This window comes from Pseudomonas sp. IT-P2 (assembly GCF_949767575.1).
GTDB classification, from domain to species: domain Bacteria; phylum Pseudomonadota; class Gammaproteobacteria; order Pseudomonadales; family Pseudomonadaceae; genus Aquipseudomonas; species Aquipseudomonas pharyngis.
On the sequence record NZ_CATKQA010000044.1, the window covers coordinates 376128 to 391334 of the forward strand.

Here is a 15207-nt window from a genome sequence, read left to right on the forward strand (position 1 = left end):
TGTCCTCGTTCAGGAGAACTCCCCATGAATTCCTCGACCTACCCTGCCGCCCAGCACGTCATGGTGCTGTACACCGGTGGCACCATCGGCATGCAGGCCAGCGCCAATGGCCTGGCCCCGGCGTCCGGTTTCGAAGCGCGGATGCGCGATTACCTGCACAGCCAGCCAGAGCTGGTGGTGCCGCAGTGGCGCTTTCGCGAGATGTCGCCGCTGATCGACAGCGCCAACATGACCCCGGCCTACTGGCAGCAACTGCGAGAAGCGGTGGTCGACGCCGTCGATGTGCAAGGCTGCGACAGCGTACTGATCCTGCACGGCACCGACACCCTGGCCTACAGCGCCGCCGCCATGAGCTTCCAATTGCTCGGCCTGCATGCCCGCGTGTGCTTCACCGGTTCGATGCTGCCGGCCGGCGTCACCGACAGCGACGCCTGGGAAAACCTCAGCGGCGCACTGGTCGCCCTCGGCCACGGCCTGGCGCCGGGCGTGCATCTGTATTTCCACGGCGAACTGCTGGCCCCGACCCGCTGCGCGAAAGTGCGCAGCTTCGGCCGTCATCCGTTCAAACGCCTGGAGCGTCAGGGCGGCGGCGTGAAAGCCACTTCCTTGCCGGCCGCGCTGAACTACAACCAACCGAAGCAACTGGCCAAGGTTGCGGTGTTGCCGCTGTTCCCAGGCATTGGCGCCGAGATCATCGACGGCCTGCTCGACAGCGGCATTCAGGGTCTGGTGCTGGAATGCTACGGCAGCGGCACCGGGCCGAGCGATAACCCGCAATTCCTCGCCAGCCTCGGCCGGGCGCGGGACAACGGCGTGGTCGTGGTTGCGGTCACGCAGTGCCATGAAGGCGGCGTGGAGCTGGATGTCTACGAAGCGGGCAGCCGCTTGCGTGGTGTTGGCGTGTTGTCTGGTGGCGGGATGACTCGCGAGGCAGCGTTCGGCAAGTTGAACGGATTGCTTGGTGCGAGTCTTGAGACAGCTGAAGTGCGGCGACTGGTCGAACTCGATCTGTGCGGCGAACTCATCTGATCAGGGCTGTAAATACAATTTTTTAACATCAATTGACCTTCCTGCAGAACTTCTGCAGGAAGGTTTTAAAACAATCAATCTTACGTAAATGCAAATCCTCCTAGCGTGAGTTTGGAGTTACCCTTCTGATCACACTCCAAAAGTACCCACCTTTCCATACTACTCATTGAGGGAATACTACATCAAAAACCCCTTTATCCAGGCTTGTCGATCCCTCCGCAATTTTCGCATGAAAAACCCCATGATATGAATTAGGTTCTGTACCCTCATATAGGGTCACACCGCCTTCACTTGGATACTGAATACCTTCAGGCGTTACAAATTGCAGAACGGTGTCACTCCAGATATCAAAGGGTATTTCTACACCATATTCCTTAATGCAGAAAATATTGATCTTTATGTCTTCATACTTGTAAATGATAAACATGCTGCTCTCATAGTTGGAACCCTTAGTCGTACTAAATACTTTTTCCAGACCATTAATCCTTACCTTCATACTCCCCTCGGCCGGACCCATTTTCAAACCTTTAAATTTATCGGCAATGATGTCGTCAAAGTCTGCTTTCTTGCTCATTTCAATCTCCTTTGCTTTCCAGCGAATCAAAAATGGTCGCATTCCAACTGCTGACTTCGGGCGGGGCGACAACTTTCACAATAGAAGTCAAAAAATTCATGTCAAATAGAATTCGAGAATTTAAATTAACCGACAAGCGGTCGTATTTATAGATCCGACCTGTAATTTCTGACAGTGGTTAGCTCACAATCAAGCATGTAAATTGAAGCCCCCAGCTCTGACTTTATATTTTTAATCCAACAACTCAGAATATTTCCGCTGTGAACATTTACGAAATATTAAAACTCCACGTAAAAAACTTAAACCAACTATCATCCGGCGCTCTCGCCAAACCCAAATTGCCCGGCACGCAACTTGCACCAATACAGTTCTTTTCAGCCCGGATTGCCCCATGCTCCACTCCCACCTCACCACCCTCAACGCTGTCTCCCTGGTGCTCAACACCTTCAGGGATCAGGGCCTGTCCAGCGAAGCGCTGCTGGCCGGCAGCGGCATCAGCGCGGCGGATCTGAGCCGGGCCGACACTCGCATCACCACCAACCAGGAGATGCAGGTCTGCGCCAATGCAGTCGCGCTCAAGCATGACATCGGTCTGGAACTGGGCCGGCGCATGCACGTTTCCTGCTACGGCATCCTCGGTTACGCGCTGCTGACCTGTGCCACCTTCGGTGACGCTTTGCGCCTGGCGATCCGGTATCCGGCGCTGCTGGGAACACTTTTCGAACTGAGCCTGGAGGACGACGGCGAGCGCGTCTGGTTCGTCGCTGCCGATTACCGCGAAAGCCCGGCGATGGCGGTGTTCAATGCCGAATTCTGTCTGGTGTCGCTGAAAGTCATCTGCGACGACCTGCTCGGCCATCCGCTGCCATTGCTGGCCACCCGCTTTGAACACACCGCGCCGGATTACCGCGACAGCTACGCCGAACTCTTCAAGGCGCCGCTGCACTTTGGCGCCAAGGACAATGCCTTCGCCTTCGACCGGCGCTGGCTCGATCAGCCGCTGCCGCTGGCTGACATCATCACCCACCAGGCCATGGCCGAACGCTGCCGCAAGCAGAACACCGAGTTCACCGGCCGTCAGGCGTGGCTGGGGCGAATCCGCCAGTTGCTCAGCGCTCAGCTCAACGCCGCACCGGGGCTGGAAGGTTTGGCGCAGCAGATGAACTGCTCGCCGCGTACCTTGCGCCGGCATCTGAAGGACATGGGTTGCAGCTACCAGGAGCTGCTCGACGAACTGCGTTTCGAGCGGGCCAAGCAGATGCTTTGCGAGGATCAGTTGCCGATCTACCGCATCGCCGAAACCCTGGGCTTCAGCGAGACCGCGAGCTTCCGCCATGCCTTCGTGCGCTGGAGCGGCGTGGCGCCGAGTCAGTTCCGACCACACGGTTAAACCGTCGAGGGGCGATATCAGGTCAGTATTTTTGGCCACATCGATCCCCTTTTGGCCTCTCTGGCCGTTCTCCGATTCGCTCCACGCCGCAACACTGGAGCCAACCGAATCAGCCCCTGCGGAGAACAACAAATGCTGACGATCTACTCTGACGATCACCACCTGCACCATGGCCGTTGCGAATTGATCGACGGGCAACTCAAGCCTTGCTTCGAGATGCCGTCGCGCGCCGACCACGTGCTGCAGCGGGTGAAAAACCAAAACCTCGGCCCGGTCGAGGCGCCGAAGGATTTCGGCCTCGGGCCGATCGAGCGCATCCACAGCCGCGACTACCTCGACTTCTTCAAAGGTGCCTGGGCGCGCTGGACCGAATTCAACACCGACGGCGACTTGCTGCCCTACACCTGGCCGGCGCGCACCTTGCGTCAGGTCAAGCCGACCAGCCTGCACGGCCAGCTCGGTTATTACAGCTTCGACGGCGGCGCGCCGATCACCGCCGGCACCTGGCAAGCGGCGTACAGCGCGGCGCAGGTGGCGCTGACCGCACAAGCGGAAATCCAGCGTGGCGCCCGGGGTGCCTTCGCCCTGTGCCGTCCACCGGGACACCACGCTGCCGGCGACTTGATGGGCGGTTATTGCTACCTCAACAACGCCGCCATCGCCGCGCAGGCATTCCTCGATCAGGGCCACAAGAAGGTCGCGATCCTCGACGTCGACTACCACCACGGCAACGGCACCCAGTCAATTTTCTACGAGCGCAGCGACGTGCTGTTCACCTCGATCCACGGCCACCCGGAAGCGGAATTCCCGTTCTTCCTCGGCTACGAGGATGAACGCGGCGAAGGCGCCGGTGAAGGCTTCAACTTCAACTATCCGCTGCCGGCCGGTTCCGGCTGGGATGTCTGGAGTGCGGCGCTGGATCAAGCCTGCCAGGAGATCGACAACTACGGCGCCGACATCATCGTCGTGTCGCTGGGCGTCGACACCTTCAAGGACGACCCGATCTCGCAGTTCAAACTCGACAGTCCGGATTACCTGGCGATGGGCAAACGCATCGCGGCGCTCGGCAAACCGACTCTGTTCGTCATGGAAGGTGGCTACGCGGTAGAAGAAATCGGCATCAACGCGGTGAACGTGCTCGAAGGTTTCGAACAATGAGCAGAATCAAGCACCTCATCGCGCCAGCGTTGTGCGCGGCGCTGCTGAGCGGCGCCGCACACGCGGATGAACGCACCCTGCGCGTCTACAACTGGTTCGACTACATCACCCCCAAGGCACTGGAAGATTTCAAGGCGCAGAACAGCCAGACCAAACTGGTCTACGACATCTTCGACACCAACGAAGCGCTGGAGGCCAAGCTGCTGACCGGCAACTCCGGCTATGACGTGGTGGTCCCGTCCAACGTGTTCCTCGCCAAGCAAATCGAGGCCGGGGTGTTCCAACCGCTGGATCGCAGCCAGTTGCCGAACTGGAACCACCTCGACCCGAAACTGATGAAGCTGATCGAGGCCAACGACCCGGGCAACCAGTTCGCCGTGCCGTACATGTACGGCACCATCCTGATCGGCTTCAACCCGGCCAAGGTCAAGGCAGCGCTGGGTGACAGCGCGCCAGTGGACAGCTGGGACCTGATTTTCAAGGAAGAGAACATCAGCAAGCTCAAGCAGTGCGGCGTGGCCCTGCTCGATTCGCCTTCGGAGATCCTGCCGCTGGCCCTGCAACACCTTGGCCTGGATCCCAATAGCAAGAACCCGGCGGACTACGCCAAGGCTGAAGCGCTGCTGATGAAGATCCGTCCATATGTGACCTACTTCCATTCGTCCAAGTACATGGCCGATATCGCCAACGGTGACATCTGCGTCGCGGTCGGTTATTCAGGCAGCTTCTCGCAAGCCGCCAACCGCGCCAGGGAAGCGAAGAACGGCGTGGTGGTCGACATGCGCCTGCCGAAGGAAGGCGCGCCGATCTGGTTCGACATGCTCGCGATCCCGAAAGGCGCGAAGAATCCCCAGGACGCCTACACCTTCATCAACTACCTGCTGCAACCGCAGGTGATTGCGCCGGTCAGCGATTTTGTCGGCTATCCGAACCCGAACAAGGACGCTACCGAACTTGTCGACCCGGCAATTCGCAACAATCCCAATCTGTACCCGACCGATGCGGTGATGAACACGCTCTACACCCTGCAACCGTTGCCGCGCGATGCGGAACGGGCACGCACGCGGGCGTGGACCAAAATCAAGTCCGGCACCTGAAACCTGACAACCTGAACAGACCCGCCTTCGCGGGTCTTTTTTTGCCTGCAAGATTTATGTACCCCACTGCGTCGCGACCGAGGTTCTAGTGTCCGGATTTTTCCCATGGACATGACCATGACAGAATCTCCCGCCATCGTTGTACCCAGTGTTTCCCCTCCCCTGTTGAAACAGAGCCTGCTGGCTGAACTGATCGGCCAGGGTTACTCGCTGCATCAGGTCGCCTCGGCGTTATTGCGCGAAGCGCTGAGCAAAAACCATCCCGAGCAACACATCGATCCGGATCGAACCCTGCTTGCGACGCCCCTGCGCGAATCCGATCCCTTGCAGAGCCCCTCCAGAGCCTTCGCCTACGAGTCCCTGACTCACGCCTTTATCCAGCACTGCCTGCACAAGACCAAGGCTGATTATCTTGACGGGGAGCACTTCCTGACCCGATCACCCGAAGCCGTCCCGCCGATTCTCCTGCCGGTGAGCATGGACGACATCACTTCGCTGATGAACGATCACGCCCCGTTTCTGTTCCTCGAATACCAGCAGCGCCAGCTTGATTACTGGAACGAATCGCCCGGCAGCCGGCCACGCTGGCAAGAGCTGTCCGATCTTGTGTGTTCGGCTGCGAATGTGCAGACGGCCAGCGGCTGGGGCGCCGACGATTGCGCACTGGCACGATTTGTCGCGCAGCACCCGGACCGGGCCGGACGATCGGGCGTGAACAGCGATTACGTCGGGCTCAAGGCCTGCCTGATGGATATCGACCTGGTCGAAGGCGACGACAGCACACACCTGATCATCGCCGGCGCGCTGGTGCTGACCGCGACCGTCAAACAGCGGCAACGCGTCTTGATGTACACCGTTGCCGATGGCTATGAGTCATTTGATTCACTGACCGAGCTGGGTGAAACGCTCCCGCAGCGGATCGCCCCGGAGCTGGCCGGTCGCTCACTGAAATGGCGCCTGATCGAACCTGAAGGGAATATTTTCGATGCCGTGGCACAAGCGCTGATCAGCAATCAGCTCGAAGCCATCGAGGCGCTGGATCCCGCCAGCTCGTCAATCAGTGCCCGCGCCGGTTCCGCGCGACAAAGCCGTGCACGTTTCAGTTCGCTCGAGCGAGCCCGTCTCGACAAACTGGAAGAGGTCATTCCCGACTGGTTGCAAGCCGGCTCTGCTGATGATCTGCAAGACTACAGTCGCTACATTGCCGAGCTCGGAACCTTGCGCAACGAATCCGAGAATGGCGTGTTCAAGGAAGACGACATCCCGCTGATCGAACCCTATGCCGAACGCCGGATGCGCGAAGCGATCATCGCCGACAAAAGCGCCACCGGAGCTGCCGACCTGCCTTTTGAACACTTGCGCATCATCGTCACCCACAGCTTCGAAACCGGCGGCTTCACGCTGCCCAACCCGTTTGACCGGACTCACGAAACCCTGGGCGAATTCGCCCTGCAAAACGCTCCGCCCTATCAAGCCACAATCGCCTTCGACAATGGCCGGGCCGTGCCTGCCTGGCTGACTGTGGATTTTCTGAGCGGCATCGCGCAAAAGGTCGACATCGGCGGTCACTACCCGCAAGTGATCAAACGCGCGTTGATTGATGACCCGATCCGTTCGGCTGCGCAAAAGACCCGCTACCTGCGCCAATTGCCGACGCTTCTGCCGCTGCTGGCGCTGGAGTGCAAACTCAAGCAGCAGGGCGGCGTCGATGAACACGGTTATGCGTATGTCTGCCAATTGGTGGATGCCATCACCCGCAAACTGCCGACACCCGAACATCCGGTCACCATCCGTCCTCTGGCGTTTGTCCCTCGCCGCCGTTTGAGCCGGCGTTCGGACGTAGTCACCAACATGTTCATCATTTGCCCGCGCGTACACACCCAGGGGCCTTGCCTGCTATACCGTCCGCTGCTGGACACGCCATTGATGCAGTTCGCGTCTTTGCAGAACCTTATGTATGCGCTTTATCAGGATGGCGAATTGCGCAGCTCGGTACTGGCCTGGCTGGACAACGCGGCGCGGAGCTTCGAGTACTCGCAGTACGCCTTCCCGGTCGGTCTGCCCTCGCCATGGATCATCACCCAACTGGGCACCGAACCCTTCATGCACCTCGACCTGACCGGTCCGATCGAACTGGAGAACGCACCACTCCACGGGGACATTCTCGCGTCGCTGTACGCGGCGAACAGTCAGGCGCTGGTTGAACTTGCGAACCGCCAGTCACAGTCCAACAGCGAGCGCCGCTGGGCGCTTCTGACGGACAGTGGCTGGGCAGCCTTCAATGTCGCCGCAAACTTCATGAGCGGCGCGGCGGGCACCGCCGTCTGGGTCTGGCAGACCATCACGCAGATCCAGCAGGCGATCGATGCCCATGAACGTGACGACACTGTGGTGGCGTGGAAATCCACCGGCGATGTGCTGCTGACGCTCGGCATCATCCTGACCCAGCACGTCGTGGCGCGACGCAATCATTCGTGGCTGCCGCGCCTGAAACAGCAGGACGAAGCCGTCCGATTGCCTGCGCAGAAAACAGAACCCGCCCCGGAAGAGGCCACGCCATCCGTCACACTCGATCCAACACCCCTTATCGGAGAAGTGCCTGCCGCACATCTCACTCAAATCGAACAGGGGGCACTGCTGCGACCGGACAACAGCACACGCTTCATCAAGATGCTCGACCGGTTCCAGATCCCCAAACCTGACTTGATCGGCAAACAACCCTCGCCGCACACTCATCTGTACACCCTGAAGGGCAAGACCTGCGTCCAGGTCGGCACGCGCTGGTTCCAGGTCAGCGCCGAAAAAGACGAGCCGGTGCACCTTGTCGATCCGGTCGATCCGCTGCATATCGGCATGGCCGTGAAATATGACGAGACAACCGGACAATGGCACTGGGATCCGAAGTTGCGCTTGCGCGGGGGCATGCCGAAAAGCCGGATCGAGGCCTTCCGTCGCTCCAAAAAGCAGACGATGGACGCCGCCTGGACCAAGCTGGAGCAATTCGAAGCGCGTGAAACCCAGGAAAAAACACGACTTCTGCAAGCGCTGGTATCCCTTCCAAAAGATACCAGCGAGGCCGGATTCGAGCGCGCTGCTTCCACTTATCTGGACAGGGCCACGAAACTGGGCAACGACTACACCCAGGCCCTGGCCCAACTCGAACTCTGGCGCCAGTCAGGAGGCGGCGGTTCACTGCATCAGGCCAAACTGATGACGCTGACCCTGGGTCAGCATCGCTGCTTTGGCTCCTGGCTGCGGGTGAAGATGCGGATCTACGCCAAAACCACACAGATATTCGTCGACAGTGTGAACCACCGGACACCGCTACCGCGCAAGCAACAGATCGAGATCGCCACCGTCGCCACCGCGTTGAGCGATCAAATGATTGTCAACCTGGAGACGCTGGATCACTCACTGCAAGTCTTGAGCGGCCATTCGAGCAAGGCCCGGAAGGTGGCAGAGAAGCTGGAGCTTCTACTGCCGGACTTCACCCCGCTGGACCTGAAAGCCAATGAAATCGGCATGTCCTACGAACGCTGTGTCGTGGAGCAACCGGGGGCCGCCATGAATGAAGCCCGCGTCGCGATCGGGATCATTACGGCCACCGCTGCCGACGCTGCTCATGAGTTGAGCCTGCTGAGCAAAACAGAGGTGGCGGCGGATGGGCAGCCGGCACGTATCGAACGTTTGTCGCGATGGAACGACCTGTTCGCCAGTCTCGGAGAACGCGTCGAACAGCTGCCCGCCGAGCACCCCGGTCAGTTCGTCCAGGCAAGGCTCGACAGGATCCGCGAACTGATAGGCGAATTCCGTGCGGTCGCCCGCGAGCGCCTGACCACGGAGTTGCCCGAACCGCAAGAGCGACCGACGCCCGTCAAGTCCCGGCCGCAGCCGTCCACATCGCAATCCAAAGTGAAAATCACCAAGAGTCGTCCACGCCCTGAGGTGGACGAACAGGCTTCGACCGCCCCGGAAGGCGACGCCGACAGCGAGACCGCATTCGTCAAATTTTCCACCCAACGGCCTGAACCGAAAGCGCCTGCCGATGACGAAGACCTTATTTCATCAGCCATGCAGCTTGCAGCAGACATCGACCGTTTCAACCGCAAGACCCGCGAGGACGCCATGCGGCCAGGGCGTATTCCCGCAGACATCCGCGACATGTTCGAGCAGCAGGTCGAACGCCTCAAAAAAGCGGCCAGCGATGTCGACGAAGCGATCATCCGCAGAAAAAACGCGAAAAAGGATCCGTGGCCCGTCACTTCGTTGAGCGGCGATCTGCGCGAAGCTGCCACCCGCACCCACGCTGAAGGTATTGCGGCCTATGCGGCCATGCTTAAACAACGCAAACCTCGGGAAGCCTACTTCCTTTGGCTGCACGACCATGGGCAGCTCAAGGTCAGCAAGGATCCACGCGGTCGTATTCGCACCCGCCATCGCGGAGACTACTTCCAGGAGTATCGAATTCTCGACAAGTCCCGGGCGGACAAGCCGTTGTGGGTGGCGCATTTCCACTACGACCAGCTCAAGGATGCCGATGAGCAGTACACCATCGCCCATCTGAAACCGGCCGATGCCTATCTGCAGACGCTCGATGAAAAATCCCGTCAGACACTGAGCACCTTCGATGCCGTCGATAATGCACTACGGCGTATTGTCGATCCGCAGGTACGCGATCTGTTCCTCAAACCACAGCCGGAGCCGGAGCCGGAGCCTCAACCGAAAGACGAATAACGGCGCCACACTTCATGCAAACGGACCAGAGCCGACTCGATCGCCGGCTCCGGCACCGCCGCAAAACCCAGCACCAGGCCGGCACGCTGATCGAGCGGCGTCGTCGAATCCGGCAGCCAGTATTTGCTCAGGCCATGGATCTCCACCTCCACGCTGGCGGCCTGTTCGATCAGTTGTTGTTCGCGGGCCACGCTGTCGACCGCCACGGTGAGATGCAGTCCGGCCGACACCGCCGGCAGTTCGCCGACACCCGCCAGGCCTAGCGGCCAACCGTTGATCAAAGTGTTGCGCCGGCTCAGCGCTGCCCGGCGCATCCGTCGGATGTGCCGCTGGAAATGCCCGGCTGCCATGAACTCGGCCATCACCGCTTGAGTGCTCACTTCGGAATGCCGGACATCCACCGCCCGCCGCTGCGCAAAGGCGTCCACCAGTCCCGGCGGCAACACCAGATACCCCAGGCGCAGCGCCGGGAACGCAACTTTGCCGAAAGTGCCGACGTACAACACGCGACCCTGGCGGTCGAGCGCAGCCAGCGGGGCCAAGGGCGCGCCGGTGTAGCGATACTCGCCGTCGTAGTCGTCCTCGACGATCCAGCCGCCGGTGCGCTCGGCCCAGGCCAGCAGTTCCAGACGTCGCGCCAGACTCATCACCACCCCCGTCGGGTACTGATGAGACGGCGTGACATAAGCCACCCGGCAATCTTCGACGGCCGCCAGTGCCGCGCAGTCGATACCCTCTTCGTCCACGGCAATACCTTGCAATCGACCACCGGCCAGCGCAAAGGCATGACCGGCTGCGCGGTAGCCGGGATTCTCGATACCCACCCCGGCGCCCGGCTCCACCAGCAACTGTGCACAAAGGCTGATTCCCTGTTGCGCGCCACTGGTGATCACAATTTGCTCAGCCGAGCACTGCATACCCCGCGAACTGCGCAAATAAGCGGCAATCAGACCGCGCAGGCGCGCATCGCCTGCCGGATCGCCGTAACACAGTTGCTGCAAATCGGGTTTGCGCCAGAACGCCGCGTTCAGCTTGGCCCAGACGTCGAAAGGGAACAGATCGAAGGCCGGAACACCGACCCGGAATGCTCGCGGCGGACCGCTCGGTGGCGTCGGTAAATGGTTCTGCTCAAGCCGCTGCAACGCACGGCTGTGGATAACTTTGCTGGATAAATTCCCAGTGGAATTGTCCGAAATTGTGGATAAGGCTGTGGGTAAGCCTGTTGAAAACCCTGTGGATACTTTTGTGGATAGTTTTTTCGCGGGCGCCAGCGATTGCGGTAATTGCGCCACGTAAGTGCCGTCCCCGACCCGCCCTTCGATAAAGCCTTCGGCATACAACTGATCGTAGGCACGCACCACGCTGTTGCGGGAAATCGCCAGTGCTGCCGCCAGATCGCGGCTCGCCGGCAACCGCGTGCCGCTGGCCAGGCGCCCGTCGAGTACCCGCAGGCGCAAGGCCTGGTAGAGCTGGCGGCTCAAGCCTTTGCGGCGGTCGAGTTCGATACCGGCAGGGTTGAACGGCAGCGACAGCGTGGTCGAATCGGGCATGACAATGGACCTATGAAATTGGTCATCAATGGCTCTTACAACAGACCAATAGCCTGCCTACGATGCAGGCATTCGCCAAGGAAATTTTCTCCATGTACACACCCCGCGCCTTTGCCATCGATGACCTGTCCCAACTCCACGAACTGATCCTCGCCACCCGCCTCGCCATTCTGGTGACCCACGGCGAACAAGGCTTGCAGGCCAGTCATGTGCCGGTGCTGCTGCATCGTGAACAAGGTCCGAACGGTACGCTGTACGGGCATCTGGCCAAGGCCAATCCGCAGTGGAAAGACCTGCGCGACGGCGCCGAGGCCCTGCTGATTTTCCCCGGTGCCGATGCCTACGTCAGCCCGGGCTTTTACCCGAGCAAGGCCGAGCACGGCAAAGTCGTGCCGACCTGGAACTACGTCGCCGTGCACGCCTACGGTCACGCCGAAACCTTCAGCGACGGTGGTCGCCTGCTGGACATCGTCAGCACCCTCACCAATCGCCATGAAGCGGGCCGCGCCCAGCCCTGGTCGGTCGACGATGCCCCGGCCGATTACATCGACGGCATGCTCAAGGCCATCGTCGGGTTCGCCATTCCGATCGACCGCCTCGAAGGCAAGCGCAAGCTCAGCCAGAACCGCAGCGCCGAAGACATCGCCGGCGTGCGCGAAGGCCTGTCTGCCAGCTCCGACATCAACGATCAAACCCTCGCTCACTTGATGCGTTAAGGAAATCACCATGAGTCAGATCGACATCCGTCCGGTCAGCGCCGCCGATCACGCCGCCTGGCTGCCGCTGTGGCAGGCCTACCTGCGCTTCTACAACACGGAATTGCCGGACGCCGTCAGCCAAAGCACCTGGCAGCGCTTTCTCGACCCGAACGAACCGACCCACGCCGCCCTCGCCTGGGCCGACGGCAAAGCGGTGGGCATGGTGCATTTCATCTACCATCGTTCGAACTGGAGCATCGAAAACTCCTGCTACCTGCAAGACCTGCTGGTGGAGCCGCAAACCCGTGGCACCGGCGTCGGTCGCCTGCTGATCGAACATGTCTACGCCACGGCCAAGGCCGATCGTTGCTGCAAGGTGCACTGGCTGACCCACGAAACCAACGCCACGGCGATCCAGCTCTACGAGCGCATCGCCGAGCGCCCGGGTTTCATCCAGTTTCGCAAAGCCATTTAAGGAGCCACATGCATGACGACTTCCCTCGCCGACTGGAAAGGTGTGCCGCCGCCCTCCACCACCCTGATCGAAGGCCGCTTCATCCGCCTCGAAAAGCTCGACCCGGCGCGCCACGGCGACGACCTGTTCAACGCCCTGCAAGGCCCCGGCGCCGACCCGAAACTCTGGGATTACTTGCCCTACGGGCCGTTTCCGGAACGCAGCGTCTTCAATGACTGGCTGAACAACCACGCCGCCCACAGCGACCCGTATTTCTTCAGTGTCATCGACCGCGTCAGCGGCCAGGTGCAAGGCATCCTCAGCCTGATGTCGATCGTCCCGGCCCAGGGCCGCATCGAAATCGGCCACGTCACCTTCGGCGCCCCGATGCAGCGCTCGCCGAAAAGCACCGAGGCGGTCTACCTGCTGGCCAAAGAATCCTTCGTTCTCGGCTACCGCCGCCTGGAATGGAAATGCAACAACGGCAACGCCCGCTCCAAATACGCGGCCGAGCGCCTGGGCTTCAGCTTCGAAGGCGTGTTCCGCCAGCACATGGTGGTCAAGGGCCAGAACCGCGATACCGCGTGGTACTCGATTCTGGACTCGGAATGGCCGGCGATTGCGGCGGGGTTCGAACGCTGGTTGAGCGATGAGAATCAGACGGCGGATGGGCAGGTGAGAGGGTTGGTTGAGTGCCGCGCTTGAAACTTGCTCGACACTAAGCGGGTTGCGGGTTCAGCTGTTGTTTCGCCGAACCCGTACCACGCCCATTTTCAGCCCGAACGGGCGGAACACGGCATTCAGGGATTTCAGTGTCTGATTACCCTCGCCGTGTTCGATGTGCACCAGCGTGCGTACCGAAATCTTGCACATCTTTGCGAACTGGGTCTGATGCAGCCCGGTCACCTCCACGCGTAAACGGCGAACGGCTTCACCGATTTCTACGGTTCCTTCAGCCAGCGCTTCTTGAATGCTTTCGATGAGCACGGTGCGCTCGGCGACGGTCATGCTCATTTCAGATCCCACTCTTTCAATCGTTGCTCCAGGTTTTTCAGGTGGACGCCCGGATGATTCATTGTCCGGTCAGGCAAACCGCTGGCGCTCAAAATGTCCGGCAACTCGGCCAGGCACTGCGCATCTTCACGCAGGCGTTCGAAAGATTCCGGCGCGTCGGACAACCCTGCCAAGGGGTCATCCGGATCGGAAATATCCGCCAATGCGCGACAAACCCCTCGCCAATCGACATCTCCCGCCCTCTCCAGCTCTTTTGGCCATTTGGTCGTGCGGGTCACACCTTCGGCATCCATGACCATGGGGGCCAGGTCATAAATGGGGGCCAGACGATACGAGCCCTCGTCACGAATGATTGCGGTATTGCGACCGTGGTTATCCGAGTTGCCAAGAATCTTGTTGATCAGGTCCCGACGTAAATAGTCCGCCACCAGTGCCGGAATCTGATCCGCTTGCCCCGCATTGCGCCAGAGCTCGGCGAGCATGCGAATGACTTCCATATGGTTCATCGCGCTTCCCGGCGTCGTCACTTCGGCCAACGAGTAAATCGACTCCACGGCAAAACGCTCTACCCCACGGCTCGTCACCTGGCGATCAAAACGCTGCATCCACAAGCTGGGTTTGTTCGCCTCCTCTAACGCCAGACCTTCTGCCGCGACGGTTTCGATACCCAGTGCCTGAAGCGCCTGGTAGTAGTGGAATTCGCTGCGCAGGATGTCTTGATCGGTTTGACTTCCCTTATTCCGGGCGAACTTCACAAACCAGTGCTGATGGACGTTTTCATCATCCAGCACGGCATCGGGGTACAAAAGACCGGCATGATCCTCGGCCAGGAGAATCTTGGGAGCCTCACCTCCGGCCCCAGTCGCCCCACCAATCGCAGCTCCCATTTCATAGGCATATTCAAGGAAGCGGTGGTCACGGCTGACGACCTCCTGACGCTGAAACCCGATGGGCTTGCGCTCGTCGACAGCCTCGGCCGACTCTTTTATCCGCATGTTGCCGATCGGAGCCGGAGTGCAGCGACCGAGCAGGTAAAGATCGGCACTGATGCCTGCAGGTTTCTCCTGCCCAAGACGTGCGAGAAGAAACCTTTTAGCGGCGCCTGCCGGCGCGATGTCATGCACGAATGCAGGGGTGATGGATCGCCGGCCTTCCCAATCAAGTGGGAACAGCGCACTCACGGCCTTGGAAAAAGGCGAGCCGATAGCCTCAATGTTTTCGACCAGATACGCCGACTCGTAGCCAAAACTGCAGCGGCTTTCGAAGCCTTTTTCGGGCGAGTCGAAACTCAACACCATCGCGTCATGCCATTTGCCGGCGTCGAATATCTGCAATGTCAGGTTGTGCATGCGGCTCTCATCTGCAATTAAATGCATTAATGCGGTCGTTTGGTGAACTATAAGTGCAATATAGTGCATTTCAGAAGATAGAGAGATTCATTAATCTGCAATAAAGTGCAGATTAAGAAATAAAACCTCGAAATAAACGCAAAATAATGCGGATGCCGCT

12 protein-coding genes are annotated in these 15207 nt (G+C 59.8%); 8 read left to right on the top strand and 4 right to left on the bottom strand.

Annotated features, from left to right (window positions below; translation table 11 throughout):
* Window positions 1-24: 24 nt before the first annotated feature.
* Entirely contained in the window at window positions 25-1029 is a 1005-nt protein-coding gene (locus ACM6JM_RS21145; protein WP_039765091.1) for an asparaginase, read from the top strand.
* Between the two features lie 163 nt (window positions 1030-1192).
* Here ACM6JM_RS21145 and ACM6JM_RS21150 read toward each other — a convergent pair whose 3' ends face one another.
* The gene (locus ACM6JM_RS21150) at window positions 1193-1603 is read right to left on the bottom strand and encodes a hypothetical protein (RefSeq protein ID WP_414882442.1); all 411 of its coding nucleotides are present in this window, start codon (window positions 1601-1603) and stop codon (window positions 1193-1195) included.
* A 391-nt stretch (window positions 1604-1994) separates the two neighbouring features.
* Here ACM6JM_RS21150 and ACM6JM_RS21155 point away from each other — a divergent pair, with 391 nt between their 5' ends.
* The 4 genes from ACM6JM_RS21155 (at window position 1995) to ACM6JM_RS21170 (ending at window position 9982) form a co-directional block, all read left to right on the top strand.
* Complete coding sequence (locus ACM6JM_RS21155) at window positions 1995-2993, top strand: AraC family transcriptional regulator (protein WP_074689909.1); 999 nt, start codon at window positions 1995-1997, stop codon at window positions 2991-2993.
* Between the two features lie 132 nt (window positions 2994-3125).
* Complete coding sequence (locus tag ACM6JM_RS21160; RefSeq protein WP_007954279.1) at window positions 3126-4151, top strand: histone deacetylase family protein; 1026 nt, start codon at window positions 3126-3128, stop codon at window positions 4149-4151.
* Window positions 4148-5248: a polyamine ABC transporter substrate-binding protein gene (locus tag ACM6JM_RS21165; protein ID WP_414882443.1), complete on the top strand. Its 1101-nt coding sequence runs from the start codon at window positions 4148-4150 to the stop codon at window positions 5246-5248. The genes ACM6JM_RS21160 and ACM6JM_RS21165 overlap by 4 nt, the downstream gene beginning before the upstream one ends.
* Window positions 5249-5365: 117 nt before the next feature.
* Window positions 5366-9982 carry a dermonecrotic toxin domain-containing protein gene (locus ACM6JM_RS21170; protein WP_414882444.1) on the top strand — a complete coding sequence of 1539 codons (4617 nt, stop codon included), beginning with the start codon at window positions 5366-5368 and terminating at the stop codon, window positions 9980-9982.
* Here ACM6JM_RS21170 and ACM6JM_RS21175 read toward each other — a convergent pair.
* On the bottom strand, window positions 9964-11532 hold the full coding sequence (locus tag ACM6JM_RS21175) for a PLP-dependent aminotransferase family protein (RefSeq protein WP_414882445.1): 1569 nt from the start codon (window positions 11530-11532) through the stop codon (window positions 9964-9966). The genes ACM6JM_RS21170 and ACM6JM_RS21175 overlap by 19 nt on opposite strands.
* Window positions 11533-11624: 92 nt before the next feature.
* Here ACM6JM_RS21175 and ACM6JM_RS21180 point away from each other — a divergent pair, with 92 nt between their 5' ends.
* The 3 genes from ACM6JM_RS21180 to ACM6JM_RS21190 are packed head-to-tail and all read left to right on the top strand — an operon-like array spanning window position 11625 to window position 13389.
* Entirely contained in the window at window positions 11625-12248 is a 624-nt protein-coding gene (locus tag ACM6JM_RS21180; protein ID WP_074689903.1) for an FMN-binding negative transcriptional regulator, read from the top strand.
* 10 nt (window positions 12249-12258) lie between these two features.
* Window positions 12259-12705: a GNAT family N-acetyltransferase gene (locus ACM6JM_RS21185; RefSeq protein ID WP_039765078.1), complete on the top strand. Its 447-nt coding sequence runs from the start codon at window positions 12259-12261 to the stop codon at window positions 12703-12705.
* Window positions 12706-12717: 12 nt separating this feature from the next.
* A complete protein-coding gene (locus ACM6JM_RS21190) occupies window positions 12718-13389 on the top strand; it encodes a GNAT family N-acetyltransferase (RefSeq protein WP_163973745.1) in 672 nt (223 codons plus the stop codon).
* 30 nt (window positions 13390-13419) lie between these two features.
* Here the strand turns inward: ACM6JM_RS21190 and ACM6JM_RS21195 are convergent, their stop codons facing one another.
* Together ACM6JM_RS21195 and ACM6JM_RS21200 are read right to left on the bottom strand one after the other, a co-directional pair.
* On the bottom strand, window positions 13420-13698 hold the full coding sequence (locus ACM6JM_RS21195) for a helix-turn-helix domain-containing protein (RefSeq protein WP_064379753.1): 279 nt from the start codon (window positions 13696-13698) through the stop codon (window positions 13420-13422).
* A complete protein-coding gene (locus ACM6JM_RS21200) occupies window positions 13695-15047 on the bottom strand; it encodes a HipA domain-containing protein (RefSeq protein ID WP_103385785.1) in 1353 nt (450 codons plus the stop codon). Before ACM6JM_RS21200 ends, ACM6JM_RS21195 begins: the two co-directional genes overlap by 4 nt.
* Window positions 15048-15207: the final 160 nt, after the last annotated feature.